We start from the raw sequence: 24,977 nt of genomic DNA, 5'->3' as shown, positions 1-24,977 counted from the left end.
ATGAGCCTCGCCGAACCCGCGACTCTCTCCGTCGCGACCCCGGCAGCGCCGCGCCTGCACATCCTCAGGCGCGTCACGAAACGTCTCAAAGCCTCGCTGCCGGCCTATCTGCTGCTGCTGCCCTCGCTGGTCTTCCTCGCGCTGTTCACTTATGGCGCGATGGGCCGCGTGCTCGTCGACGCGCTCTACCAGCGCGCCACACCGAAGGCGCCGCTGCGCTTCGTCGGTCTCGACAACATCGCAGCGGTGCTGGCCGATGCTGCCTTCACCGGGGCCGTCGTCAACAACCTGATCTACGCCGTTGGCACGGCGGTGCCGAGCATCGCGCTCGCGCTGTTGTTCGCGCTGGCGCTGGCGCGCACCCATGCCGTGAACAGCGCGCTTCGCGCCGCGCTGTTCCTGCCGGTGTTGATCCCGATGGTCGCGGCGTCCGCGCTGTTCCTGTTCATCTTCCTGCCCAATGTCGGCCTGCTCGACTACTACATCGGCCGGCTGCTTCCGGTGCTGCCGAACTGGCTTGGCGACCCCGACATCGCGCTCTATGCGATCATGATCATCACGGTCTGGAAGAACGCCGGCTATTACATGCTGTTCTTCCTCGCCGGGCTCCAGGCCGTGCCCGAGGACGTGATGGAAGCCGCGCATCTCGACGGCGCGGGCCCATATCAGCGCCTGCGCCACATCATCCTGCCGGAGCTCAAGCCCACCTTCCTGTTCGTCACCGTCATCGCCATCCTCAATGCGGTGACGCAGGTCGACCACGTCTTCGTCATGACCCAGGGCGGGCCGTCCAATTCGACCAATCTCGTGCTGTTCTACATCTACCAGCAGGCGGTGGAGCATTACGACATCGGCAAGGCCTCGGCGGCGACGCTGCTGACGCTGGCAGCGCTGATGGGCCTCACCGCGCTCTCCTTCCGGACCATGGCGAACCGCGAGGGCGGGCCATGAAGCTGATCGACCGCCTGTTCAGGGACGCCCCGCTCGCCACCCGGGGCGAGATCACGCCCAAGCTCGGCTTCGCGCTGACGGTGCTGCTTGCGATCGTCTGGCTGATCCCGTTCCTGTGGATGGTCGTGGCGACGCTGCGCCCGGCCTCCGACGGCATCAACGCCATGGCCGAGCTGATGCCGAGCCTGAAGCCGACGCTCGACAATGTCAGGGATGCCTGGGAGATCGGCGATTTCCCGCGCTACACGCTCAACACCACGATCATCTGCGCCGGCATCCTGCTGGTGCAGTTCGTCACCATCACGCTGGCGGGCTTTGCCTTCGCCCGCCTCGACTTCGCCGGCAAGACGCTGATCTTCTACCTGTTCCTGATGCAGCTGATGCTGGTGCCGGTGCTGCTGATCGTGCCGAACCTGAGGCTCGTGGCGCAGCTCGGCCTCTACGACACGCTGGCCGGCGTGATGATGCCGTTCTTCGCCTCGGCTTTCGGCACGTTCCTGATGCGCCAGGCGTTCGAGGCGATCCCGACCGAGCTGGAAGACGCCGCCCTGATCGACGGTGCCAGCCTGCTCCAGCGCATCCGCCACATCTACGTGCCGCTGTCGATGCCGAGCTTCTCCGCGTTCGCCATCATTTCGGTGACCAGCCACTGGAACGACTTCCTGTGGCCGCTGATGGTGATCAATTCGCCCGACAAGCGTCCGCTCACGGTCGGCCTCTCGGTGTTCACCAAGACCGCCGAAGGCACGCAGGCCTGGGGCACCATCGCCGCGGGCACGCTGATGGTGATCGCGCCGCTGCTCGTCACTTTCCTGATCTTTCAGAAACGCTTCATCAGTTCTTTCGTCACCTCAGGCATCAAATAGGAGATTTTCCGATGCTGTTCTCCCGCAGGCTCATGCTCGGCCTTGCCATGATAGGCACCATGGCAGGCGCCCTCGCCTTTCCGGCGCTGGCCGAAGGTCCCACCGAGATCGACCTGTTCTTCCCCGTTCCCGTCGACGGCAAGCTCGCCGGCGACATGGGCGCCCTGATCAAGGAGTTCAACGAGACCCATCCCGACGTCAAGGCGACCGCGGTCTACACCGGGTCCTATGACGATACGCTGATCAAGACGCGCGCCGCGATCAAGGCCGGCAAGCCGCCGGCCGTCGTGATCATGTCGGCCAACTTCCTGCTCGACATGCAGATCGAGAACGAGCTCACCAATCTCGACGGCCTGATCGCCGCCGACGGCACCACCAAGGAGAAGTTCCTGGGCCAGTTCTTCCCGGCGCTGCAGGGCAATGCGGTGATCAACCGCTCGGTCTACGGCGTACCCTTCCACAATTCGACGCCGCTGCTCTACATCAACGCCGACAAGGCCAAGGAAGCCGGCCTCGATCCGAACAAGCCGCCGCAGACCTGGGCCGAGCTCACCGACTGGGCCAAGAAGCTGACCAAGCGCGAGGGTGACAAGGTGACCCAATGGGGCATCGCGATCCCCTGCGCCTACGATTATTGCGGCTGGATGATGGAAACGCTCACCATGAGCAATGGCGGGCGCTACTACAACGAGGAGTTCGGCGGCGAGGTCTACTACGACACGCCCTCGATGCTCGGCGCGCTCACCTGGTGGAACGATCTCATCCATAAGCACAAGGTGCATGCGCCCGGCGCCACGCCGGGTCCGGCCGTGAGCACCTCCTTCGTCTCCGGCAATGCCGCGATGATGATGCTGTCGACGGGCTCGCTCACCTACGTGCGCGACAACGCCAAGTTCGCCTACAAGGTCACCTTCATCCCGCGCAACGTCCGCAACGCCGTGCCGATCGGCGGCGCCTCGCTGATCATGCCGGCAGGGCTCGAGGCAGACAGGCAGAAGGCCGCCTGGACGCTGATCAAGTGGATGACCTCGCCCGAGAAGAGCGCCTGGTGGAGCCGCGCCACCGGCTATTTCGCGCCCAACATGGCTGCCTACAAGACGCCCGACATGGTTGAATTCCTGGGCAAGAACCCCGACGCCAAGACCGCCGTCGAGCAGCTCGACGTCGCCAAGCCGTGGTTTGCGACCTACAAGACCGTCCCGGTCCGCAAGAACCTCGAGGACGAGGTGATGCTGGTCCTGAACGGCAAGAAGCAGCCGAAGGAAGCCCTCGCCGCCGCCCAGAAGGCCGCCGACGAGACGCTCAAGCCGTACAACGCGGAGACGTCGCTGAAGCTGCCGTAGGGCCGGCGACAACGCGCATACGACCTCGGCGCTCCACAGCGTGGAGCGCCGAATCCGTCGCTGGGCGAGGCGATCTCAGATCGTCACCACGATCTTGCCGAACTGCGTGTTGGACTCCAGAAAGCGGTGCGCCTCGACGATCTCATCGAACCGGAACGTCCTGGCAATGACCGGCATCAACGTTCGGTCCGACAGCCCATCGAGAATGAACGCCTTTGCCTTCGCAAGTCGCGCAGGATCGCGGATGATCTCGTGCACGAGGTAGCCGCGCAGCGTCAGGCTCTTGCCGAGCACGTTGAAATGCGGGAACGGCGTCGGTTCGGAGCTCAAGCCGCCATATTCGATCAGGATTCCGCCCGACGACATCGCCGCGGTCAATGGCTCGAATGCGGGGCCACCGACGGCGTCGAATATCACGCGGACGCCCTTTGAACCGGCGATCTCCAGCAGTTGCGCTCCGATAGGCTCCTCGTCCGAGACGACCACGTGAGCGGCGCCGGCATCGAGCAAGGGCCGCCGCTTGATCGAGGTCCGCGTCAGGGCGACCGGGACAGCGCCGATCCGGTTCGCAATCTGGATCGCCGCGAGCCCGACACTGCTCGATGCCGCCGTGATGGCGACGACGTCTCCTCGCACGAGTCCGGCAATGTCGACCAGCGCGCCGTAAGCGGTCAAATACTGCATCCACATCGCAGCGGCTGCCTCGAAGCCAAGCTCCGGCGGATGCTTCACGACGAGCTCGGCCGGAAACGTCGCTAGCTCGGCATAGGCCGGCCATCGCACCATCGACAGCGGCGGGACGATGCTCACGGCATCGCCTGGCACGAAGCTGGTCACATCATCCCCGACCGCTTCGACGACGCCTGCCGCCTCCAGACCCAGCCCCGACGGAAATGTCGCGGTCTCGATATAAGTCCCCTTCCGCAACAGGGCCTCGGCACGGTTGAGACCGAGTGCCCTGACGCCGATCTGCACCTCGCCGCTTGCTGGCGGTGGAACATCGACGGTCTCGATGCGCAGCACTTCGGGACCACCATGTTGATGAAAGCGAACGACGCGGGCCATGGATACACTCCAAAACAGTTGAACTGAACGGAGCTATGCCGATCAGGCAGAAGCGGATAAATCGCCTGGCCAAGCGAACAGTCGAAACCAGGAGTTTTCAATCATGGACCGCCTGACCAGCATGGCCGCCTTCGTCAGGGCTGTCGACCTAGGCTCGTTCGCGGCCGCGGCGGACGCGCTGGAGATGTCGGGGCCGATGGTCGGCAAGCATGTGCACTTCCTCGAAGAGCGCCTCGGCGTCCGTTTGCTCAACCGCACCACGCGGCGCCAAAGCCTGACCGAGGCCGGCCAGGCCTATTACGAGCGCTGCCGCGCGGTACTCGCCGAGGCGGAAGCCGCCGACGCCGTTGTCACCGACGAGTCCTCCGCGCCGCGCGGCAGGCTGCGTGTGACCATGCCGGCCCTGCTGGGACGGCACTGCATCGCTCCCTTGCTGATGAAGCTCGCGCGGAAGTACCCGCATCTCGAGCTCGACCTCTCGTTCGGCGATCCGATCGCTGACATCATCGAGGCCGGCTACGATCTTGCGATCCGGACCGGCGATCTCGACGACCAGTCCGGTCTGATCGCGCGACGGATCGCAAGCCAGCGCATGGTGGTGTGCGGAGCGCGCTCGTATTTGCGGACCAACGGCAAGCCAAAATCGCTCGACGATCTCGCTGCACATCAGGCGATCATCTATCGCCGCTCAGGGCGCGTCAGGCCGTGGCTGTTCCCGCAGCAAGGCGAGTCTCCGCGCGAGATCATGCCCACAGGCAGGCTCAGGCTCGACGATTTGGAGGCGATCGCCGATGCCGCCGCGCAAGGCATGGGGCTCGCATGGCTGCCTTACTGGCTGGTTCGCGAACGCCTCGACACCGGTGCGCTGGTCCGCCTCTTCGGCGGACAGCGTGAATTCCTCTACGACTGCCACGCGCTGTGGCCCCGTTCGCCCCGGCTGCCGCCAAAGGTCCGCAGCGCCGTGGACACGTTGGCCGCCGCCCTGCCGAAGCTGATGACGTGACAGTGGCCTTGCCGCCATTAACTCCCCGTCCACCATCCGGCTGCCCACGCGGCCGGTAACCACGAGAATTAACAGACCCTCAACGCACTCCCGACAAATCTATCAATGTTTCTGGAGATTTCGCCGTGGATCTGTTGGTTATCGAGTTCCTGGGGCTGGCGCTGGTCGCCATGTGCGTGATCGTGGTGGCACTGCCCTGCGCGCGAAAACCCTCGCAGCGGGTCCGCTACGAATAGGATTTTGGTCAGAAAGTCCCGATTCCGGCCCGATGCAAGGCTCGAATTCGCTTAGAGCCCCTTGACATCACAGCACTTTCGGCAGAACGGCTGATACCAAGTGTCATGGGCCGTTCATGGATTTGATTACCACCACCGCTGACCTCGCGGCTGCCTGCAGCCGGCTGGCCAAGCACCCCGTCATCACCGTCGATACCGAGTTTCTGCGCGAAACCACCTATTACCCGCTGCTGTGCGTGGTGCAGATGGCAAGCGCCGAGGAGGCCGTGGTCATCGACACCCTGGCCGAGGGGATCGACCTCAAGCCGTTCTTCGAACTGATGGCCAATGAGGGCGTGCTGAAGGTGTTTCACGCCGCCCGCCAGGACATCGAGATCATCTGGCACCAGGCCAATATCATCCCGCATCCGGTGTTCGACACCCAGGTTGCCGCAATGGTGCTCGGCTACGGCGACAGCATCGCCTATGACGCGCTGGTCGAGAAGGTTACCGGCCACCGCCCGGACAAGACCCACCGCTTCACCGACTGGTCGCGCCGGCCGCTGACCAAGGAGCAGATGCATTACGCGGTGTCCGACGTCACCCATCTGCGCGATGTGTTCGCAGCGCTCGACGCCGACCTGAAGAAGCGCCGCCGCAGCGAATGGGTCTCCATCGAGATGGAAGTCCTGACCTCGCCGAGGACCTACGACTTCCACCCGGAGCGCGCCTGGGAGCGGCTGAAGACGCGGGTCCGCAAGCCCAAGGATCTCGCGGTGCTCATGGAGGTCGCGGCCTGGCGCGAGCAGGAGGCGCAGAGCCGCGACGTACCGCGCGGCCGCGTGCTGCGCGACGAGGCGATCACCGACATCGCGACCCACGCGCCGACCACGCTGGAAAAGCTCGCACATCTGCGCTCGGTGCCGAAGGGGTTCGAGAAATCCAAATGGGGCGCGGATATCATCGCCGCTGTCGAGCGCGGACTGGCGCGGGACTTCTCGAAGCTGCCCAAGCTGGAGAAGCCGCGCAACAACTCCAACGGCGCGGCCATCGTCGAGCTGCTGAAGGTGCTGCTGCGGATGACCGCCGAGCGCCACGCCGTCGCAAGCAAGGTCATCGCGACCGTCGACGATCTCGAAGAGATCGCGGCGGACGACGAGGCGGATGTACCGGCCTTGCGCGGCTGGCGCCGCGAGCTGTTCGGCGATGCCGCCTTGAAGCTCAAGCGCGGCGAGCTGGCCCTCGCGATCGAGAAAGGCCGCGTGATCGGGGTGCAGCGGGCGTAGGGCCTCGTTGCCAACTGCCAACGCGAAAGGTGCGAAGCACCGGACGGGGAGCCTCGAAGGATGCACGCCCCCGCTGCTGGAGCCGGGACGTCGCCCTTCGAGGCTCGCCGAAGAGGCGAGCACCTCAGGGTGACGGCTTTAGGATTTGGGCTTATTGCTTCCACCCCATCATTGCGAGGAGCTCTTGCCACGAAGCAATCCAGACTGTTTCCGAGGAGGAATTCTGGATTGCTTCGCGGAGCCTGTCATCGGGCCGCGCTCTGCGCGGACCCGTTGGCTCGCAATGACGGAATTTGATGCGACAGCGTGCCCTACGCCGGCGTCAGCTTGGCCACTTCGCCCTTCATGTCGTTCAGCACACCAGAGATCGACGCGACCAGATCGTCGATCTGGGCCTTGGTCGTGATCAGCGGTGGGCAGATGGCGATGGCATCCAGCATGTTGCGCGAGATCACGCCGCGCTCCTGGAGCATGCGGCTGGCGATGCCACCGACAGCGCCCGGCGTCGCCGCTGCGGTCTTGCGGCCCTTGTCGAGCACGAGCTCGAGGGCTGCGATCATGCCGACGCCGCGGACCTCACCGACCAGCGGATGGCTCGCGAGCTCGCGTAAGCGGCCCTGCATGTAGCCGCCGAGCTCGGCGGCATGCGCGACCAGGCCGCGCTCCTCGATGATCTTGAGGTTCTCAAGCGCAATCGCAGAGCCGACGGGATGGCCGCCCGCGGTGAAACCGTGGCCGAGCACGCCGATCTTATTGCTCTCGTCCGCGATCGGCTCAAACATGCGATCGTTCAGGATGATCGCCGACAGCGGGAAATAGCTCGAGGTAATTTGCTTGGAGACCACGATCGCGTCGGGCTTGATGCCATAGGTCTCGCAGCCGAACATCTTGCCGGTGCGTCCGAAGCCGCAGATCACCTCGTCGGCGACAAGCAGGATGTCGTACTTCTTCAGGACCTTCTGGATCTTGTCCCAATAGGTCGCCGGCGGCACGATGACACCGCCAGCCCCCATCACCGGCTCACCGAAGAAGGCGGCGATCGTATCGGGCCCCTCCTTCTGGATCAGCGCATCGAGCTCCTCGGCGCGGCGCGTCGCGAAGGCTTCCTCGCTCTCGCCGGGCGCGCCGTCCTTGTAGAAATGCGGCGAGCCCGTATGCAGGATATTCGGCAGCGGCAGGTCGAATGAGCGGTGGTTGTTCGGAAGGCCCGTGAGGCTCGCTGAGGCGATGGTGACGCCGTGATAGGCGCGCAGGCGGCTGATCACCTTCTTGCGCTGGGGCTGGCCGAGCGCATTGGAGCGATAGGCGATCAGCTTCAAGACCGTGTCGTTCGCCTCCGAGCCGGAATTGGTGAAGAATACCTTGCTCATCGGCACCGGCGCGAGCGCGACCAGCTTCTCGGCGAGGTCGATCGAGGGCCCATGCGATTTGGCGGAGAACGTGTGGTAGAACGGCAGTGCCTGCATCTGCCTGTGCGCCGCCTCGACCAGCCGCTTCTCGTTGAAGCCGAGCCCGACGCTCCATAGGCCGGCCATCGCTTCGAAATAGCGCTTGCCGGTCGCGTCGAAGACATAAGGCCCCTCGCCGCGCTCGATCACGAGGGGGCCCGCCTGCTGATGCGTGCGCGCGTTGGTGTAGGGATGGAGCTGATAGGCCACATCCCGGGCCTCTTGCGAATTGGGCAGCATGGACATTTGCGAAGATCCTCGAAAGCGTCACGTCGCAGGCAGAGCCGGCGTCATCACTTGATGGCAGGTACCTTGGCTATTGCGACAGCGCAAAACATGCAACGCCAATTCATCGGCAGCAAACGCTCAGCAGCGATGCACAAAGCCGCATGTCACAAATCCGCACATGACAGAACCGCTCATGGGCAGAACCTCAAACGACAGAACCGCGCGGGGGCAGCTCTCACGCCGCGCCGTCATCGCCACCATCGTCGGCGGCGGCACCGGCTTCCCTCACCTCCACCAGCGCCATCGAGAGCAAGTAGAGTGTCGTGGGCAGACCAAGCCTGCGCGCCCTCTCGGCGGCACGCGACAGGTCGCTCGCCAGCTCCTTGAGCTCCTCTCCCCGTGACAATCTCTCACCCCATCCGCCAGTTGCGGACGCCTACACCGCAACGGCGCCGCTGGTTCTGATCAGTTCGGCGCTGGACTGCATTGTAGCAAAATTTCCAATGACATTCACTACCGCATACCTGTAGGCGGCGGCATCGTCCGTGCCCGGCTGACGGCAAGCCGCGGCGTCAGTGACCACCTGGTAGCGATGGCTGCGATGAAACCCGTCGACGGCGGTGGCCAGGATCGTCTCGTCCAGGGAAAAGCCGATCACAATGCAGCGCGTGGTGCGGATGCTGGACATGTAGTCTACGAACCGCGACGAGCTATAGGCGGACGGCAGCGGGTGCTCGAACGTCATCTCCCCCGGCCGCGGCCTGGTTTCCGCGATCCAATCGGTCAGCCCCGATGCCGGATTGAACCAGGCCGCCTGCGCGATGCGCTTCAGATGCATGACCGGCCACAGATTGCTGCGCCACAGCGTGAGGAGTTCCAGGCAACGCGCCGTCACCGCATCGCCGTCGAGGACGACATGACGACGGCCCGGGGTCAGATATTCGACCTGAAGATCCGCACAGACCAGGATCGGCGGATCATCATGCATGGAAGCCAGCATTTTGTTGCGCGCAGCTGCACCAGTTTCAACGGTCGGCAAATGCGAGGTCCCGCAGCGGTGAGGTCACCGCCCGCCCCGCCGAGGCATCAAGCACGCCCGGCCGGTCCCAATCGCCCTCGGGACGGATAATCACATAGGGATCGCTGTCCAGCGTGATGGCGTCCGGACCCGGCTCGATCTCCAGCAGCATTTCTGTGTAGGAGAAATCTGAGAACGTGATCTTGCGGTTATGACCGAGCGGCTTGGCGCCGAAATGGGCCCAGAAATCGACCAACCGGTCCTGCGCCTGGCCGTAGATCTTGCGAAAACCCTTGCGCTTCACATAATCGACACTGGCCTGGACCAGCTTGAATGAGACGCGCGAGCGCCGATACTGGTGACGCACCGCAAGCCGCTCCACCTTGGCGAAATCGCCGAAGAAGCGCACCCGCAGGCAGCCCGCAGGCTCATTGCCGACGAAGCCGATGAAGTGCGCGGCGACCATGTCGTTGCCGTCGAACTCCTCCTCGAACGGACAATCCTGCTCGGCGAGATAGACCGCCGAGCGGATGGCCGTCACCAGCATGAGATCGTTCGGATCGCGCGCGAGGCGGATGGTGATGGCGCGGGAACAGGGCTTGGCGAGAGGAATCCTAGTACCGTGCATCTGCAATGCTCCTTGATTGGATGATCGCGCCTGGCATGCTCACCGGCTGTCGATGCCAGGGACGCTCGTAGCACCAAAGGTCGGGTTGGAAGCTCGGGACAGGCACAAAGCCCGTCGACTTCATGATGTCCCGTCCGGCCACCGTTGACGGCTGCGCATAGCAATCCGCGCCGCGAAACCTTATCTGCCGGAGATGAGCCGCGGCCTTGCCGAGACCGGCGATGCCGCGACCCGTCGCCGCGATCGCCCAGATGTAGATGGCTGCGACGTCCTCGTTCGCCGACGCGAGATAACACGTCTCCGGCGCGGTGAGACAGATCTCGTCGAGCAGCAGCGCATCGTGCCCGCGATCATTGAGAAACAGGAAGGCCATACCGCCGACGAGGTTGCCTTTCCGGCTGAACGTCAGGATACTCTGCGGGTCGAACGTGAAGTACCTCGCAAGCTCCGCTGCGCCGATCTGCACGCCCGGCACGAGCCGGTGTGCCATATCCGAAAGCGCCGCAATTTCGGAGAATTGCGCGCAACGGACCTCGACATCCGGGCTCAGCGGCAAGGCGTCGAATTCATGCCTTGCGGCAAACGGGCCCCTTTCCATACTCATATCACGCCTCTATCGTTCGAGGCTTTCGTGCCCCGCTATGACAATGAGCTTAGCGGTTGGGGATCAGGAGTATGCAGCAGTTATTGCACCGGGGTGCTGCGATGATGCAGCACCGTGAAGAAGCCCTGGATGCGTCCTGGGACGATTTGAAGCTGTTTTTAGCGTGCGCAAAATATAAAAGTTTTCGCAATGCCGCCGAGGAGCTCGGGCTCACCTCCACGACCTTGATGCGCCGCGTCGACCGGCTCGAAGAGAGCATCGGATGCAAGCTGTTCCTGCGCGACCAGAGCGGGCTCACGCTCAGCGATGAAGGCACCGCAATGATCGCCGACGTTGCACATATGGAGCGTCATGCCTTCAACGTCTTCCGCCGCGCCTCGCGATCGTCGAACGATACCTCGGGCACCGTGCGCGTCGCGGTGACGGAAGGCCCCGGCAATTTCTGGATTCTGCCGCGACTGATCGACTTCCAGAAGACCTACCGCAAGATTACCGTCGAGCTGCGTTGCGCGATGGAGCAGGCCGATGTCGCGCGGCTCGAATCCGATATCGCGATCCAGCTCGAGCCGCCGACCAATCCCGATCTGATCGTCACCAAGCTCGGTCGCCTGCACATCTATCCCTTCGTCTCCAAGGAATACGAGAACCTCTACGGCGTACCGGCAACGCTCGCCGAATTGAAGAACCACCGCATCATCAAGCAGAGCGCGCCGCAGGTCGATGACGGCGCCTATGCCCGCGTGCTCGGACTGAACTCACTCGAGGGCATCGTCGGCATCAAGACCAACTCGTCGGTCGGCGTGCTCTATGCCGTCGAACGCGGCGCCGGCATCGGCTTCCTGCCGACGGTGTCGATCGCGCTCGGTGCGCCGCTCGTTGCGGTTGATCTCGGCGTCAGCCACCACGCCGATCTCTGGCTCACCTATCACAGGGAGTTTCGCACCTCCGAGCGTCACAAGATCGTGGTCGACTGGCTGAAGAAGATCTTCGATGCCAGGACCTATCCCTGCTTCCGCGACGAGTTCATCCATCCGAATGCGCTGGTGCCGATGATGACGGCCGTGCGCGAGGGGTTTGGATTGGCGGGCTATGTCGCGGCAACGCCGACGTGAGCATGATCTTGTCGGAAAACCGCTACGCACTTTTCCGGATCATGCTCGCGCTCACCATTTGTATTCGAAGCCGACCGTACCCTGGTGCAACGTGAGCTCCTTGCGGAACTTGCCGTCGTAATTGACGTAAAGCCGTGCCACGTTGGTCAGGCTGAGCGAAGCCGAGGCACCGGCATCCGCGCCGTAACGGCTCTCGCCGATGCCGGGCACCACGATGCTGTGGGTGCCCAGGCTGACCTGAATGGATCCCAGGTCCTGGTGGACATTGTCGACGAACTTGCCGTAGGCGGAGAGGTCCAGAATCTTCTGGTCGAAGATGAAGTAGCGGCCGATCTCGGCGCCGATCATCACGCGTGCGCGGGAGAGCGCCGTCGAACCGACGTTGAGCGGGTCGAGCCCGCCGGATTCCTGGAACGCGGCACTGGTGGCGCGCACATATTCCAGCGCGCCCTTGGGCACGATGCGCATCTGGTCCTTGGTCCAGTAGTAGCTGATCTCGGTCAGCGCACCGTCGACCGCGGCGTGATAGCCGGAGGTCGCAAGGCCAAGACCGGTGTCGCGGCTGGAATGGACCTTGCCGAAACCGTGCACCAACGCAAAGGCCCAGGTCCAAGGGCCCTTGTCCACCGAGCCGTTGAAGCCGAGCTGAGTGAGATCGAGCGTTGCGGACTGCAGCGCGAGCGGCATGTCGATGTCGGTGTGGCTCTGGTCGATGGAGAAGCCGATATTGACACCGGGCGCGAGCCGCGCGCCGAGACCGGCGACGCCGCCAAACGTCCTGCGCTTGTCGCCGACGAAGTCACCCTGCGCGTCGGTCCGGACTGAGATGCCGTAGCCTTCGAACCAGGTACGGTAGCGCGGATCTTCCACGCTCGCGGAGGCACCGCTGCCTCCGGGATTGGTCCGGAACAATCGGTTGAGACCATTGGCGGCCTGGTTGCCCAGCCGCTCCAGAAATCCCGAGCCGAAATTGAGCATGCTGTTGCCGGCCGACTGATCGTAATTGATCGCCGTCGGCAGCGGGATCGGCGTCGGCGACGGTGTGGGCGTCGGGGTCGGAGTGGGTGTCGGGCTTTGCGCGAGGACGGATGTCGCGGCCGACATCGTTACGACCAGCGCAAGCGCCATATCTGCCAAGGCCTTGGCTGCAAAGGTGTTGGCGACCGCAGCGATCCGGCGGACGCGGTCCAGCCCGATCGTCTGCCGTGTCCCGGACGGCTGCGAGGTGCAGCGCATGGCGACTAATCCCGAAGCAAATGTGGCGGCCAGCAAAAATGCAACACGAGCGGCTCGCGCTATGTGGCGATTTGTGCCGAACTGCAACGAAGGGTCAACCGGTTGGCCCGCTGCCGCTAAGGCTATTGCCCTCGATTGTGGTTCCGCGGCCACAGGTCGCAAATAGCAGATGATGGCACCGATCGCGGTCTTGAAATTCGCGCTTTGCTTGCTAACGCGCGCTTTTCATGTTGCAATATCGGACACAATCGGAATTGGCCGCTCTGCTGTGCGTTTCGCGACATTGAGACTCAAGACTCGAACAGACTTCCGGAAGCCCGTTTGTGGCGTGGCACGCGAAAAGCGGCCGCGTCTTTTTTGTATCTAGTGGAGGAGACTAACGATGCCGCAAAAGGGCACCGTCAAATGGTTCAACCCGACCAAGGGCTATGGGTTCATCAAGCCGAATGGCAGCGACAAGGACGTGTTCGTCCATATCTCCGCCGTCGAGCGTGCCGGACTCTCCACCCTCAACGAAAACCAGGTGGTTGAATTCGACCTCGTGGAGAACCGCGGCAAAACATCTGCGGAGAACCTCAAGGTCTCCTGATGTCTCTCGAGCCTGACAAGCGAGAGATCATGACGTTGCCCCCGGCTCTGCCGGGGGATTTTGTTTGGAGCGAGCGCATGGCTCAGCAATCCGGATATTGCTTGGTCGCCAATAACACTAAATGGCGCGAGCTGCGCGAGGCCGTGCTCGATCTTGCCTCGTCCGATCAACCTCGATTTCGCTGCAAAAACCTGGAAACCGGAGGCCCGAGCCAGTGGGACGGCGAGTGGTTCTATCACTGGACGAGCAGCGGATCGGCTTGGATGGAATGCGCTGAACTATCCACCGAGACTACGCAGCAACGCGAACTTGTCCGCGCAATCCTGAAACGCATCCGCTTTGCGGGAGAGGAAACGGCCGCGGGTTTCCGCGTCTACGGATATGTGCGCAATGGCGAGACAGCAGGTTACATCGAGTAAGCCTGGGGAGCCCGGCTCAGCTCACCACCGGCGCAATCAGAAAATTCTCCGACGCCGCGCTTCCGTCCGTCCTGCAGACATCACCTTCGATCCGGACCTTGCCGGTCGCGAGCAGCCGCAGCGCTTCGGGATAGATGCGGTGCTCGATCTCGAGGATGCGTTCCGACAGCGTATCCGCGGTGTCGTGGTCGCTGACGGGCACCGCGCCCTGCATCACGATCGGGCCGGCATCGGTCTCGGGGATCACGAAATGCACGGTGGCGCCCGACAGCTTGACGCCGGCGCGCAGGGCCTGGCCGTGCGGATCGAGGCCGGGGAAGGACGGCAGCAGCGAGGGATGGATGTTGAGCATCCGCCCGTACCAGGCCCTGGTGAATTCCGCCGTGAACAGGCGCATGAAGCCGCCGAGACAGATCAGCTCGATGCTGTGCCGGTCGAGCGCTGCCTGCAGCACCTTCTCGAAGCCGGCGCGGTCCTTGCCGAACGGCTTGCTCTCGATCACCTCGGTCTTCACGCCGCTCGCCCTCGCCCTTTCGAGTCCGAGCGCATCGGGCTTGTTCGAGACGACGAGCGAGATCTCCGCCGGGAAATCCGGCGTGCTGGCTGCCCTGATCAGCGCGGCCATGTTGGAGCCGCGCCCGGAGATCAGGATGGCAACGCGGCGCTTCATCACAGCGCCAGATCGAGGTGGCCGTTATAGACGACGCGATGCTCGCCCTCGGCCGGGATCACGGTGCCGAGCTGCGCCACGGTCTCGCCGGCGTCGGTGAAGACCTCGACGACCTCATCGACCTTGTCGGGCTCGACGATCGCGATCATGCCGATGCCGCAATTGAAGGTGCGCAGCATTTCCAGCTCGGCGATGCTGGCCTGCGCGGCCAGCCATTTGAACACCGGCAGGACCGGCAGGCGCGCGAGGTCAATGCCGACGCCGAGATGCTTCGGCAGCACGCGCGGGATGTTGTCGGTGAAACCGCCGCCGGTGATGTGGGCGAGCCCCTTCACCGCGCCGGTTTCGCGGATCGCACGCAGGCAGGATTTGACGTAGAGCCGCGTCGGCGTCAGCAGCGCGCCGCCGAGCGTCATCACGGGCGCGAACGGCGCCTGTGCCCCGAAGCCGAGGCCGGATTGTTCCACGATCTTGCGCACCAGCGAGAAGCCGTTGGAATGCACGCCTGATGAAGCAAGACCGATCACGGCGTCGCCAGCGGCGATGTCCTTGCGCGGCAGCAGCGTACCGCGCTCGGCGGCGCCGACGGCAAAGCCGCCCAGGTCATAATCGCCGTCCTTGTAGAGGCCGGGCATCTCGGCGGTCTCGCCGCCGATCAGGGCGCAGCCGGATTCGCGGCATCCCTCCGCAACGCCCGCGACGATCGCGGCGGCGGCCTCGGGATCGAGCTTGCCGCAGGCGAAATAATCCAGGAAAAACAGCGGCTCGGCGCCCTGCACCACGAGGTCGTTGACGCTCATGGCAACGAGGTCGATGCCGATGCCGCCATGCAGCCCGGTCTCGATCGCGATCTTGACCTTGGTGCCGACACCGTCGGTCGCGGCCACGAGGACGGGGTCCTTGAAACCGGCCGCCTTGAGGTCGAACAGGCCGCCGAAGCCGCCGATCTCGGCGTCGGCGCCCGGCCGTGCGGTGGCGCGCACCATCGGCTTGATCAGGTCGACGAGGCGGTTGCCCGCGTCGATATCGACGCCTGAATCGGCGTAGGTGAGGCCGTTTTTGCGGTCGGTCATGCCCGATTTCCAGTGGGTTTGCGGCTGGTTACGTCGAATTCCGGGGACACGCAATGGCTCGCATGGCGCCCCGCCCTATACTATGTAGATATCAACCGGTTCAGCCTCCCGAGGGGGTCGGATTCGAGGTCAGGCCGGGTGCCGGGAAGCGCTTTCGTGAGTATTCCGAACATCATTACCCTGGGCCGCATCATGCTGGTCCCGATCATCGTCTGGGCCATCGTGTCGAGCCAGATGGAGGTGGCATTCGCCGTCTTCTTGATTGCCGGCGTCAGCGATGCCGTGGACGGCTTCTTGGCCAAGCGCTTCAATATGACCAGCGAGCTCGGCGCCCTGCTCGATCCTCTCGCGGACAAGGCGCTGCTGGTCTCGATCTACATGGCGCTCGGCATCTGGGGTGCGATCCCGCGCTGGATCGTGATCCTGGTGGTCTCGCGCGACATCATGATCGTCGCCGCCGTGATCGTATCCTGGCTGTTCGACCGGCCCGTCGAGATGAAGCCGTCGAAGGTGTCCAAGCTCAATACCGTGGCACAGGTGGCGTTCGCGGCGCTGGTGCTGGCGGCGCTTGCCTTCGGCTTCAAGCCGGGACCTTATGATATCATCCTGATGGGCCTCGTCACGATCTTCACGCTCTCCTCCGTGTCGCTCTATCTCGTCGAGTGGCTGCGGCACATGAGCACGATCGAGGCCAAATGAGCCGGGATGCGGCCCCGCAAAAGGCCAAGTCTCGCAAGATCAAGTCTCGCAAGATCAAGTCGAACCTCTTCAAACGGGCCGGCGCGCCGGCATGGAGCAAAGCAAGCGTGGCAGGCCGCGTCCACCCCCGACAATTGGCGTTCTCACTGCCGCATGCGGAGAGCCTCAGCCGGGACAACTTCCTCGAAGGCCCCGCCAATGCGGCCGGTCTCGGCCTGATCGACAGCTGGCCGGAATGGCCGAACCGGATCATGTGGCTGGCCGGCCCCGAAGGAAGCGGCAAGAGCCATCTCGCCGCGATCTGGGCCGAGGAAGCCGGCGCCCGCTCGACCACGGCCAATTCACTGACCGCGGCAGCCGTTCCGGGTGCGCTCGCTACCGGCGCGCTGGTGGTCGAAGATCTCAAGGCCAGGGATTTTGACGAGCGCGCCCTCTTTCACCTGATGAACCTCGCCCGCGAGGACGGCGCCTACGTCCTCCTCACCGGACGCGAGACGCCGGCTTCGCTGGAGGTCGAGCTTCGCGACCTGCGCTCGCGGCTGCGGGCTGTTCCGGTGGTCGCGCTGCTGCCGCCCGACGACCAGCTCTTCCGCGGCCTCATCGTCAAATTCTGCGCCGACCGCCAGCTCACCGTGGACGAGAGCGTGGTCGGCTACCTCGCCACCCGCCTGGAGCGCTCTTCGGCCGCCGCCCGGCATGCCGTGGAGCTACTCGACAGCGAAGCCCTGCGGCTCGGCCGTCCCGTCACCCGGGCGCTGGCCGCCGAGCTGCTCCGGGACGCCTGATCGGCCCGCGCCTGAAGCCCGCTTGACCCGGCGGAGCGCCGGAACATCAATGTCATCGAAACGTCATCGGTGTAACACATGCTCCCCGGGGTTTTGCGCATAAGTCGCAAAGTGAGGCGAGACAGGATGGACCGACTTCTGATGGACTCTGCGCAAGCCATTGAAACCAAAGAAAAAGCCCCGGAAGCCGAGGGCCTGCCGGCGATCGCATCCAGCCCCGAACGGTTCATCAACCGCGAGCTGTCCTGGCTGCATTTCAACCGCCGCGTCCTGGAGGAATCGGTCAATCCCAGCCACCCTGTGCTGGAGCGGGTGCGGTTCCTGTCGATTTCGGCGAATAACCTCGACGAGTTCTTCATGGTCCGCGTCGCCGGCATCAAGGCCCAGGTGCGCGAGGGCATTGCCGAGCGCAGCCCCGATGGCCTGACGCCGTCGGAACAGCTCGCACTGATCAACCGCACCGTCTCCCAGCTCGCCTCGGACCAGCAGGCGATCTGGCGCGACCTGCGCAGCACGCTGGCCGAGGTCGGCATCGTGCTGGTCGACGGCAAGGACGTCACCAAGGCGGAACGGACCTGGATCGAGGACTATTTCCTCAACAACGTCTTCCCGCTGCTGACGCCGCTGGCGATCGATCCGGCCCACCCCTTCCCGTTCATTCCGAGTCTCGGCTTCACCGTCGCGCTCCAGCTCACGCGCGCCGCCGACGGCAAGCAGATGAACGCGCTGATCCGCATGCCCGGCAAGATCGACCGCTTCATCCGCCTGCCCGCCGAAGGCACGGTGCGCCTGATCTCGCTGGAGCAGGCGACCGCCCTGTTCATCAACCGCCTGTTCCCCGGCTACAATCTGCACGGTCAGGGCTCCTTCCGGATCATCCGCGACTCCGAGCTCGAAATCGAGGAAGAGGCGGAGGACCTCGTCCGCCTGTTCGAGACAGCGCTGAAGCGCCGCCGGCGCGGATCCGTGATCCGGCTTGAGATCGACGCCAAGATGCCGGAGGAGCTGCGCAGTTTCGTGCAGCATGCGCTATCGGCGGCCGACGACGAGGTGTTCCTAGTCGACGGCGTGCTCGCCATGAACGAACTCTCGCAGCTCACGCGGCTCGACCGCCCTGACCTCGAATTCACCCCTTACGTTCCGCGCCACCCCGAGCGCGTGCGCGAGCATGGCGGCGACATCTTCGCCGCGATCCGGCAGAAGGACCTCATCGTCCATCACCCCTATGAATCCTTCGACGTGGTGGTGCAGTTCCTCCAGCAGGCCGCGCGCGACCCTGATGTCGTCGCGATCAAGCAGACGCTCTACCGCACCTCCAACAACTCGCCGATCGTGCGCGCGCTCGCGGAAGCGGCGGAAGCCGGCAAATCCGTCACGGCGTTGATCGAGCTGAAGGCGCGCTTCGACGAAGAAGCCAACATCCGCTGGGCGCGCGATCTCGAACGCGCCGGCGTGCAGGTCGTCTACGGCTTCCTCGAATTGAAGACTCACGCAAAACTTTCGATGGTGGTGCGCCGCGAGGGTGGCAGCCTCACGACTTACGTCCATACCGGCACCGGCAACTATCACCCGGTCACCGCGCGCATCTACACCGATCTCTCTTATTTCACCTCCGATCCGACCATCGGCCGCGATGCCGCGCGCGTGTTCAATTTCATCACCGGCTATGCCGCGCCCAGCGACCTCGAGAAGATGGCGGTGTCGCCGCTGACGCTACGCAAGCGCATCATCGAGCACATTCAAGGCGAAACCGCGCATGCGCGGCACGGCCGGACCGGCGCGGTCTGGATGAAGATGAACGCGCTGGTCGACCCCGACATCATCGACGCGCTCTACGAGGCCTCCCAGGCCGGCGTCCAGGTCGAGCTCGTGGTGCGCGGCATCTGTTGCCTGAGGCCCGGCATCCCCGGCCTGTCGGAGAACATCCGGGTCAAGTCGATCATCGGGCGCTTTCTCGAGCACGGCCGAATCTACTGCTTCGGCATGGGCCAGGGCCTGCCGAGCGCGAAAGCGGCTGTGTATATCTCGTCGGCCGACATGATGCCGCGCAACCTCGACCGCCGCGTCGAGGTGCTGTGCCCGCTGCAAAATCCCACGGTGCATCAGCAGGTTCTCGAACAGATCATGGTCGCGAATCTGAAGGACAATGAGCAGAGCTGGCAATTGTTGCCGGATGGGTCGTCAACGCGTATGAAGACCGCGAAGGGCGAGGAGCCTTTCAACGTCCACAACTACTTCATGACAAATCCGAGTCTGTCTGGCCGTGGAAAGTCGCTCAAGGAATCCTCGCCGCGTCGTCTCACGCGCCGGAACGAACGCCATCAATCCTGATCGGGGATTTGCGACGTGAAGCGGCCGCGCAAGCGCGGCTCGAGCGTCGCGGTTATCGACATCGGCTCCAACTCGGTCCGTCTCGTCGTCTACGAGAGACTGTCGCGGAGCCTCATCCCGATCTTCAACGAGAAGACGCTGTGCGGCCTCGGGCGCGAGGTGCAGAGCACGGGCCTGCTCGCGCCCGACGCCGTCGACAAGGCGCTGACCTCGCTCAAGCGTTTCCGCGCATTGTGCCGCGTGATGCAGGTCGGGCGCGTGTTCGCGATTGCGACCGCTGCCTGCCGCGACGCCTCCAACGGCCCCGACTTCATCGCCAAGGCCGAGCGCATCTGCGCGGTGAAGATCGAGATCCTGTCAGGTCCGCGCGAGGCGCGGCTGTCGGCGCTCGGCGTGATCTCCGGCATCCATCTGCCCGACGGCATCGTCGGTGACCTCGGCGGCGGCTCGCTCGAGCTGATCGATGTGCGCAAGAACACCGTGCGCAGCGGCGTGACGCTGCCGCTCGGCGGGCTCGCGCTGCAGGACCTCGCGCACAAATCGCTCAAGCGCGCCGATCGCATTGTGCGCGAGGAGCTCGACGAGGTGCCGCAGCTCACCGCGGGCCGCGGCCGCACCTTTTATGCCGTCGGCGGCACCTGGCGCGCGCTCGCGCGCATCCATATCATCCAGAGCGGCTATCCGCTCCAGGTGATGCACGGCTATTCGATTTCGGCCGCCGAGGCGCTCGACTTCTCCCGCCGTCTGCGGCGCCTCGCTGCCGCCGACATGCTCGCGGACATCGAGATCGTCGCCGATGCGCGGCGCCCGCTCCTCACCTATGCGGCGCTGGTGCTCGAGCACGTCATCCGCGTTGCAAAACCCAGGAACATCGTGTTCTCGACCTTTGGTGTGCGCGAGGGCCTCCTGCACGAGAAGTTGCCGGAGGCCGCACGCAACGAGGACGGGCTGATCTGCGCGGCCGAGGAGCTGAACCAGTTGCTGTCACGCTCGGCGAAACACGCCCGCGAGCTGATCGCCTGGACCGACCGCCTCGTGCGCGTCGTGAAGCTGCGCGAGACGGAAGAGGACCGCCGCCTGCGCCATACAGCGTGCCTGCTGTCCGACATCGGCTGGCGCGTGCATCCCGACCATCGCGGCGAGCAGACGCTCAGCCTCGTCGTCAACGGCAATTTCGGCGCGATCACCCACACCGAGCGCGCCTTCGTCGGCCTGTCCGTGTTCTATCGCTATGCCGGCCTCAGCGAGGAAAACCAGCCGCCGACCAACATGCAGGAACTGCTGACGCCGGCCCAGCTCGAACGCGCCCGCCTGCTCGGCGCTGCATTCCGCGTCGCGCATCTGATCTCGGCGGCCCGTCCGGGCGTCCTGCCGGCCACGCATTTCCGCAGCGTGGGCCGCAAATTGATGCTGGTGTTCGAGCACCGGCTCGGCGACCTCGTCGCCGACCGGGTCGGCAGCCGCTTCCGTCAGCTCGCCCGCCTGGTTGGCCGCGCCGGCTCGATCGTGAGGCGCTGACAAACACAGACAATGCAACGCTGCCTGGCCATCGGGGCGCGCAACGAGCAGGCTGGTCAGAGGCGGCGGCTGTCCACCGGCGCGACGATGGCTTTCAGTCCGCCGAGTTCGGAATCGGTGAGAACAAGCTGCCACCCGTAGGCACTGAGCACGTCCTGAACGATAGCGAGGCCGAGTCCGGCACCTTCACCGCGCTCATCCAGCCTTACACCGCGTTCGAGCACGCGGGCACGTTCAGCGGACGCGATTCCCGGGCCGTCGTCCTCGATAGAGATCGCCGGATTCGCGGTAGCATCGGCGGCAATGCGTACCTGGCTTTTGGCATGACGGGCGGCATTTTCCAGAAGATTGCCCAGCACTTCGGCCAGATCAGTGCGATCGAGCGGCAGGCTCGGCTCGCCCTTTATACAGGTCTTGAATTCCAGCCGCTGCGCAGCGGGCGTGCGCGCCAGCGTTAGCATCAGGGACTGAACAAGCGGTCTGAGGGGCGTGGAAATACCGCGCTGTCGTGCCGTCCCCCGCGCCCGGGCGCGCGCCAGCTCGCGGTCGACGCGACGGCTCATCGTATCGCCGACGGCTTCGATTGCCTGGGCGACGTCCTGCTCACCTCGCTGACGCAAAAGCGCGACATCGGCCGCGAGTGCGGCGAGCGGCGTCTTCAGCCCATGCGCCAAGTCGGCGGCGCGGCTGCGCGAACGCTCGATCTCGCGTTCCTGGGCGTCGATCAGGCTGTTCACCTCTTCCACCAGAGGCCTGACCTCGGCAGGGACATCAACGGGAAGATGCTTGCGTTGCCCGGAGCGGACGTCCGCGACGCCACGGCGAAGTGCGTCGAGCGGACGTAAGCCCAATCCGACCTGGATCGAGGTGGCCGCCGCCAGCACCACCCCCAGCACGCCGAGCGCCAGCGCCAGATCCTTGGCGAATTGCGAGGTGGCGGCCGTCACGCGGGCGAGGTCGGCCGCCACAGCGACACGCACCGGCGCGCGGCGGTCCCCCATGGTGAGCAGCACGCGGCGTTCGCTGACCAGGAGCCGTGCGTTCGCGGGCCCAACGATGACATGATGGTGCAACTCGCGAGGCGACGGCTCGTCCTGCGGCAGGTCCAACGCCGTGTCCCACAGCGAACGTGAACGCAGCACCTGACCGCCGTCGTCTGATACCTGCCAGTACAAGCCCGAAAGAGGATCGGAAAAGCGAGGATCGGTCGGCGGCCGGCCCACCACCAGCTTGCCCTGCGCATCGACATCGATGCCCGAGACGAGCTGCTTCAGATAGACGTCGAGGTCGTCACCGATGGTACGCGTGACGTGGCGTTCGAACAGCAACGTCAGCCCGGCGCCGGCAATCGTCAGCGCGATCAGGATAGCTAGGAGTCCGCCAGCGACCAGTCGCAGCCGCAGCGAGCCCCAGCTCATGGCGTCGTCTCCGGTACCAGATAGCCGAAGCCGCGCCTGGTCTCGATCAGGTCGGCACCGAGCTTCTTGCGCACTCGGCCGACCAGCACTTCGAGCGCGTTCGACTCGTGGTCCTCGCCGTGGCCGTAAACGTTTTCGTCGAGCTCTTGCTGCGACACCACGCGGCCGCGGTGGTGCAAGAGAAAGGCGATCAGGCGGTATTCCAACGGCGACAACGCGACGGGCACGCCGCGCAGCGTCACCTTCATCTGACGCTCGTCAAGGTCGACGTCGCCGGCGACAATCCGTGGGGAGGCATGCCCCGCCGAGCGGCGCACGATCGAGCGCAGCCGCGCCAGCAATTCCTCCATGCGAAACGGCTTTGGCAGGTAGTCGTCGGCGCCCGCGTCGATACCATCGACGCGCTCGGCCCAGCTGCCGCGCGCCGTCAGGATCAGCACCGGCATGGACCGTCCGTTCGCGCGCCAGCGCTTGAGTACCGCCAGACCGTCCATTCCGGGCAAGCCGAGATCGAGGACGACGGCGCCGTAGTCCTCGGTGTCACCGCGGAACCAGGCTTCCTCGCCATTGCGGACGGTCTCGACCACGTAGCCGGCTGCGCGCAGCGCCCTCTCCACATCGGCCGCGATCCGTCGGTCGTCCTCCACGAGCAGCAGGCGCATCACTTCTCCTTGATGCGTTCAATCTCGCCGCTGCGCGCGTCCACGTACGCTTCGTAGAGGCGGCCCTTGTCGTCGATGAGGCGAAACTCATAGATCCAGCGGCCGCGCTCACGTTCTATTTCGACGCCGGCGACCTCGCCCGGCAGCTTGCCACGGACAGAAGCGAGAATGTCGGCGAGTGACTTGATTTCACCCGCCTCGACCGCGCGGCGAACCGCGTCGGGCGCGCCTTTGTCGCGGTCGCTTGCTGCCGCAGGCACAGAGGCGAGCAGGATGCCCGCCAACAATGGCGCTGCGAGGAATCCCAGAAAGCGAGCTGGTTGCATTAGCGAAGACTACCGCAACCGACCTGACAAATCGCTGACGTGGATCAACGTAGTCCGGCGGCCCGCTCGCTGCTGCCCGCGCTATTGGGAACTGGCCGATTGTCTCCTGACCGGTCGATTGGCTGACAATTCACTGACATGACCCAACAGGTGGCGGTCAGGGCTCTTCTGCCAATGTCCGCACATCGCCTCGCCGCATGACGCGGCCGGGCGCCACAAGCCGGAGAGAACCATGCGCAAGATCGCCATCTTCACCGCTACCGCAGCCTTGCTCGCAGCCGCCGCGACCGCTCATGCCGGCAGCCTCGGGCGGCCCTGCACTGCAGCCCCGCAGTCAAGTTGGCTGTCGCTCGAACAACTGCAGGCCAAGATCGAAGCCCAAGGCTACAAGGTTCAAAAGACCAAGCTCAAGAATGCCTGTGGCGAACTCTACACCATCGACAAGTCCGGCGGCCGGGTCGAACTGTTCGTCGATCCGACTAGCGGCCAGATTGTCGGTCAGCTGTGAGGGGAAGCACCATGAGCGCCATCCGCGACGCAATCGTGGCCGACGGGAAGCCGCCGGCCACGATCAAGGTCTGGGACCCTTTCGTGCGCCTGTTCCATTGGTCGCTGGCCGCACTGTTCCTGCTCGCTTATGCGACCGGCGACGAGATAGAGAATGTCCATATCGCCGCCGGCTACACGGTTGCCGGGTTGCTTGCGCTACGGATCGTGTGGGGCTTCGTCGGGCCGCGCCATGCGCGCTTCAGCGACTTCTTGCGTTCGCCGCGCGCCGTGCTCGCCTATATGCGCGACGTGGCGCTGCTTAGGGCGCCACGCTATCTCGGCCACAATCCAGCGGGTGGCATCATGGTGGTGGCGCTGATCGTGACGCTAATCGGCACCTGCACCACCGGTTACATGATGACCACCAGCAGCTTCTGGGGAGCAAAATGGGTCGAGGAGGTCCATGAAGCGTTCGCCAACCTCATGATCGGCCTCGTCGTCGTCCATGTGCTTGGCGTCCTGTTGGCGAGCTTCGAGCACAGCGAGAATCTGGTGAAGGCGATGATCACGGGAAGGAAGCATCCATCGTAACCGATGTCGGGGAGCCGATACGAAAGGTTCTCGCTATCTCTCGACGAATCGGCTCCCGTTCCACGCAGCGTTCGGCCCTTGCCGCTCCCGTCCAGAACTTCAAGGAAGGCCTGATCGCGGGAAGAAGCCGAACGTCGTGTGCGTGGACGGCCAGCACACGCCCATAGCTCCGCTTTTCAAGACATACAACTCGTGCAGGCAACCTGCGGACCTGCAATGAACCGCCCTGTTGCGACAATGGAAATCGTCGAAATGAAAAGCCAGAAATTGAGCTCTCGGCACGGTCAGATAGAGAGCAAAGCGTCGGGCGGCAGCGATCGGGCCACCGCACGCAATTGGGTAGCTCGCTTGAGCCGCTTGAGGCAGATCAACTCACCAACGCGGTGCTGGAGTAAGCCAAACGT

The 24,977-nt window shown here is 64.4% G+C and carries 26 protein-coding genes; 14 read left to right on the top strand and 12 right to left on the bottom strand.

Annotated features, from left to right (window positions below):
• The 3 genes from ABIG06_RS28800 to ABIG06_RS28790 are packed head-to-tail and all read left to right on the top strand — an operon-like array spanning position 1 to position 3,160.
• A complete protein-coding gene (locus tag ABIG06_RS28800) occupies positions 1-951 on the top strand; it encodes a carbohydrate ABC transporter permease (protein ID WP_370139463.1) in 951 nt (316 codons plus the stop codon).
• Positions 948-1,817 (top strand): carbohydrate ABC transporter permease, encoded by an 870-nt coding sequence (locus ABIG06_RS28795; RefSeq protein WP_124158932.1) that lies wholly within the window; start codon positions 948-950, stop codon positions 1,815-1,817. The genes ABIG06_RS28800 and ABIG06_RS28795 overlap by 4 nt, the downstream gene beginning before the upstream one ends.
• Before the next feature lie 11 nt (positions 1,818-1,828).
• Entirely contained in the window at positions 1,829-3,160 is a 1,332-nt protein-coding gene (locus ABIG06_RS28790; RefSeq protein WP_370139462.1) for an ABC transporter substrate-binding protein, read from the top strand.
• A 75-nt stretch (positions 3,161-3,235) separates the two neighbouring features.
• On the opposite strand, the gene ABIG06_RS28785 is transcribed toward ABIG06_RS28790, so the two are convergent.
• On the bottom strand, positions 3,236-4,225 hold the full coding sequence (locus ABIG06_RS28785; RefSeq protein WP_370139461.1) for a zinc-dependent alcohol dehydrogenase family protein: 990 nt from the start codon (positions 4,223-4,225) through the stop codon (positions 3,236-3,238).
• 103 nt (positions 4,226-4,328) lie between these two features.
• Between ABIG06_RS28785 and ABIG06_RS28780 the strand changes: the two genes are divergently transcribed.
• Together ABIG06_RS28780 and rnd are read left to right on the top strand one after the other, a co-directional pair.
• Entirely contained in the window at positions 4,329-5,228 is a 900-nt protein-coding gene (locus ABIG06_RS28780; protein WP_424578452.1) for a LysR substrate-binding domain-containing protein, read from the top strand.
• A gap of 352 nt (positions 5,229-5,580) precedes the next feature.
• Positions 5,581-6,729: a ribonuclease D gene (rnd, locus tag ABIG06_RS28775; RefSeq protein ID WP_124158928.1), complete on the top strand. Its 1,149-nt coding sequence runs from the start codon at positions 5,581-5,583 to the stop codon at positions 6,727-6,729.
• 311 nt (positions 6,730-7,040) lie between these two features.
• Here rnd and ABIG06_RS28770 read toward each other — a convergent pair whose 3' ends face one another.
• The 5 genes from ABIG06_RS28770 to ABIG06_RS28750 form a co-directional block, all read right to left on the bottom strand.
• Positions 7,041-8,423 carry an aspartate aminotransferase family protein gene (locus ABIG06_RS28770; protein WP_370139460.1) on the bottom strand — a complete coding sequence of 461 codons (1,383 nt, stop codon included), beginning with the start codon at positions 8,421-8,423 and terminating at the stop codon, positions 7,041-7,043.
• 217 nt (positions 8,424-8,640) lie between these two features.
• Entirely contained in the window at positions 8,641-8,811 is a 171-nt protein-coding gene (locus tag ABIG06_RS28765; RefSeq protein ID WP_162832002.1) for a hypothetical protein, read from the bottom strand.
• A 30-nt stretch (positions 8,812-8,841) separates the two neighbouring features.
• The gene (locus ABIG06_RS28760) at positions 8,842-9,405 is read right to left on the bottom strand and encodes an isochorismatase family protein (protein ID WP_124159084.1); all 564 of its coding nucleotides are present in this window, start codon (positions 9,403-9,405) and stop codon (positions 8,842-8,844) included.
• 25 nt (positions 9,406-9,430) lie between these two features.
• The gene (locus ABIG06_RS28755) at positions 9,431-10,051 is read right to left on the bottom strand and encodes a GNAT family N-acetyltransferase (protein WP_124158925.1); all 621 of its coding nucleotides are present in this window, start codon (positions 10,049-10,051) and stop codon (positions 9,431-9,433) included.
• Positions 10,038-10,655, bottom strand: coding sequence for a hypothetical protein (locus ABIG06_RS28750; RefSeq protein WP_370139459.1), 618 nt, complete (start codon positions 10,653-10,655; stop codon positions 10,038-10,040). The genes ABIG06_RS28755 and ABIG06_RS28750 overlap by 14 nt, the downstream gene beginning before the upstream one ends.
• Positions 10,656-10,726: 71 nt before the next feature.
• Here ABIG06_RS28750 and ABIG06_RS28745 point away from each other — a divergent pair, with 71 nt between their 5' ends.
• On the top strand, positions 10,727-11,767 hold the full coding sequence (locus ABIG06_RS28745) for a LysR family transcriptional regulator (RefSeq protein ID WP_124158924.1): 1,041 nt from the start codon (positions 10,727-10,729) through the stop codon (positions 11,765-11,767).
• 51 nt (positions 11,768-11,818) lie between these two features.
• On the opposite strand, the gene ABIG06_RS28740 is transcribed toward ABIG06_RS28745, so the two are convergent.
• Entirely contained in the window at positions 11,819-13,003 is a 1,185-nt protein-coding gene (locus ABIG06_RS28740) for an autotransporter outer membrane beta-barrel domain-containing protein (RefSeq protein ID WP_370139458.1), read from the bottom strand.
• 382 nt (positions 13,004-13,385) lie between these two features.
• Here ABIG06_RS28740 and ABIG06_RS28735 point away from each other — a divergent pair, with 382 nt between their 5' ends.
• Complete coding sequence (locus ABIG06_RS28735; RefSeq protein ID WP_124158922.1) at positions 13,386-13,592, top strand: cold-shock protein; 207 nt, start codon at positions 13,386-13,388, stop codon at positions 13,590-13,592.
• 77 nt (positions 13,593-13,669) lie between these two features.
• A complete protein-coding gene (locus ABIG06_RS28730) occupies positions 13,670-14,011 on the top strand; it encodes a DUF6678 family protein (RefSeq protein ID WP_370139456.1) in 342 nt (113 codons plus the stop codon).
• Positions 14,012-14,027: 16 nt separating this feature from the next.
• On the opposite strand, the gene purN is transcribed toward ABIG06_RS28730, so the two are convergent.
• Positions 14,028-14,681 (bottom strand): phosphoribosylglycinamide formyltransferase, encoded by a 654-nt coding sequence (purN, locus tag ABIG06_RS28725; RefSeq protein WP_370139455.1) that lies wholly within the window; start codon positions 14,679-14,681, stop codon positions 14,028-14,030.
• A complete protein-coding gene (purM, locus tag ABIG06_RS28720; RefSeq protein WP_124158919.1) occupies positions 14,681-15,754 on the bottom strand; it encodes a phosphoribosylformylglycinamidine cyclo-ligase in 1,074 nt (357 codons plus the stop codon). The genes purN and purM overlap by 1 nt, the downstream gene beginning before the upstream one ends.
• Before the next feature lie 156 nt (positions 15,755-15,910).
• Between purM and ABIG06_RS28715 the strand changes: the two genes are divergently transcribed.
• From ABIG06_RS28715 to ppx, 4 genes are all read left to right on the top strand, one after another.
• Positions 15,911-16,453, top strand: coding sequence for a CDP-alcohol phosphatidyltransferase family protein (locus ABIG06_RS28715; protein WP_370139454.1), 543 nt, complete (start codon positions 15,911-15,913; stop codon positions 16,451-16,453).
• A gap of 107 nt (positions 16,454-16,560) precedes the next feature.
• A complete protein-coding gene (locus ABIG06_RS28710; RefSeq protein ID WP_370140930.1) occupies positions 16,561-17,238 on the top strand; it encodes a DnaA ATPase domain-containing protein in 678 nt (225 codons plus the stop codon).
• 141 nt (positions 17,239-17,379) lie between these two features.
• The gene (locus tag ABIG06_RS28705) at positions 17,380-19,569 is read left to right on the top strand and encodes an RNA degradosome polyphosphate kinase (RefSeq protein WP_370140929.1); all 2,190 of its coding nucleotides are present in this window, start codon (positions 17,380-17,382) and stop codon (positions 19,567-19,569) included.
• A 15-nt stretch (positions 19,570-19,584) separates the two neighbouring features.
• Positions 19,585-21,087, top strand: a complete 1,503-nt coding sequence (ppx, locus tag ABIG06_RS28700; protein ID WP_124158916.1) for an exopolyphosphatase — start codon at positions 19,585-19,587, stop codon at positions 21,085-21,087.
• Between the two features lie 56 nt (positions 21,088-21,143).
• Here ppx and ABIG06_RS28695 read toward each other — a convergent pair whose 3' ends face one another.
• The 3 genes from ABIG06_RS28695 to ABIG06_RS28685 are packed head-to-tail and all read right to left on the bottom strand — an operon-like array spanning position 21,144 to position 23,493.
• Positions 21,144-22,505 (bottom strand): sensor histidine kinase, encoded by a 1,362-nt coding sequence (locus ABIG06_RS28695; RefSeq protein WP_370139453.1) that lies wholly within the window; start codon positions 22,503-22,505, stop codon positions 21,144-21,146.
• On the bottom strand, positions 22,502-23,167 hold the full coding sequence (locus ABIG06_RS28690; RefSeq protein WP_370139452.1) for a response regulator transcription factor: 666 nt from the start codon (positions 23,165-23,167) through the stop codon (positions 22,502-22,504). Before ABIG06_RS28690 ends, ABIG06_RS28695 begins: the two co-directional genes overlap by 4 nt.
• Positions 23,167-23,493 carry a PepSY domain-containing protein gene (locus tag ABIG06_RS28685; RefSeq protein ID WP_124158913.1) on the bottom strand — a complete coding sequence of 109 codons (327 nt, stop codon included), beginning with the start codon at positions 23,491-23,493 and terminating at the stop codon, positions 23,167-23,169. The genes ABIG06_RS28690 and ABIG06_RS28685 overlap by 1 nt, the downstream gene beginning before the upstream one ends.
• Positions 23,494-23,725: 232 nt before the next feature.
• Here ABIG06_RS28685 and ABIG06_RS28680 point away from each other — a divergent pair, with 232 nt between their 5' ends.
• Positions 23,726-24,001 (top strand): PepSY domain-containing protein, encoded by a 276-nt coding sequence (locus ABIG06_RS28680; protein WP_124158912.1) that lies wholly within the window; start codon positions 23,726-23,728, stop codon positions 23,999-24,001.
• Between the two features lie 11 nt (positions 24,002-24,012).
• The gene (locus tag ABIG06_RS28675; RefSeq protein ID WP_124158911.1) at positions 24,013-24,573 is read left to right on the top strand and encodes a cytochrome b/b6 domain-containing protein; all 561 of its coding nucleotides are present in this window, start codon (positions 24,013-24,015) and stop codon (positions 24,571-24,573) included.
• Positions 24,574-24,977 lie beyond the last annotated feature (404 nt).

It is taken from the genome of Bradyrhizobium sp. USDA 326, from assembly GCF_049739485.1.
In the GTDB taxonomy this organism is placed as follows: Bacteria; Pseudomonadota; Alphaproteobacteria; order Rhizobiales; family Xanthobacteraceae; genus Bradyrhizobium.
This window is presented reverse-complemented; position numbering and strand designations above follow the sequence as displayed.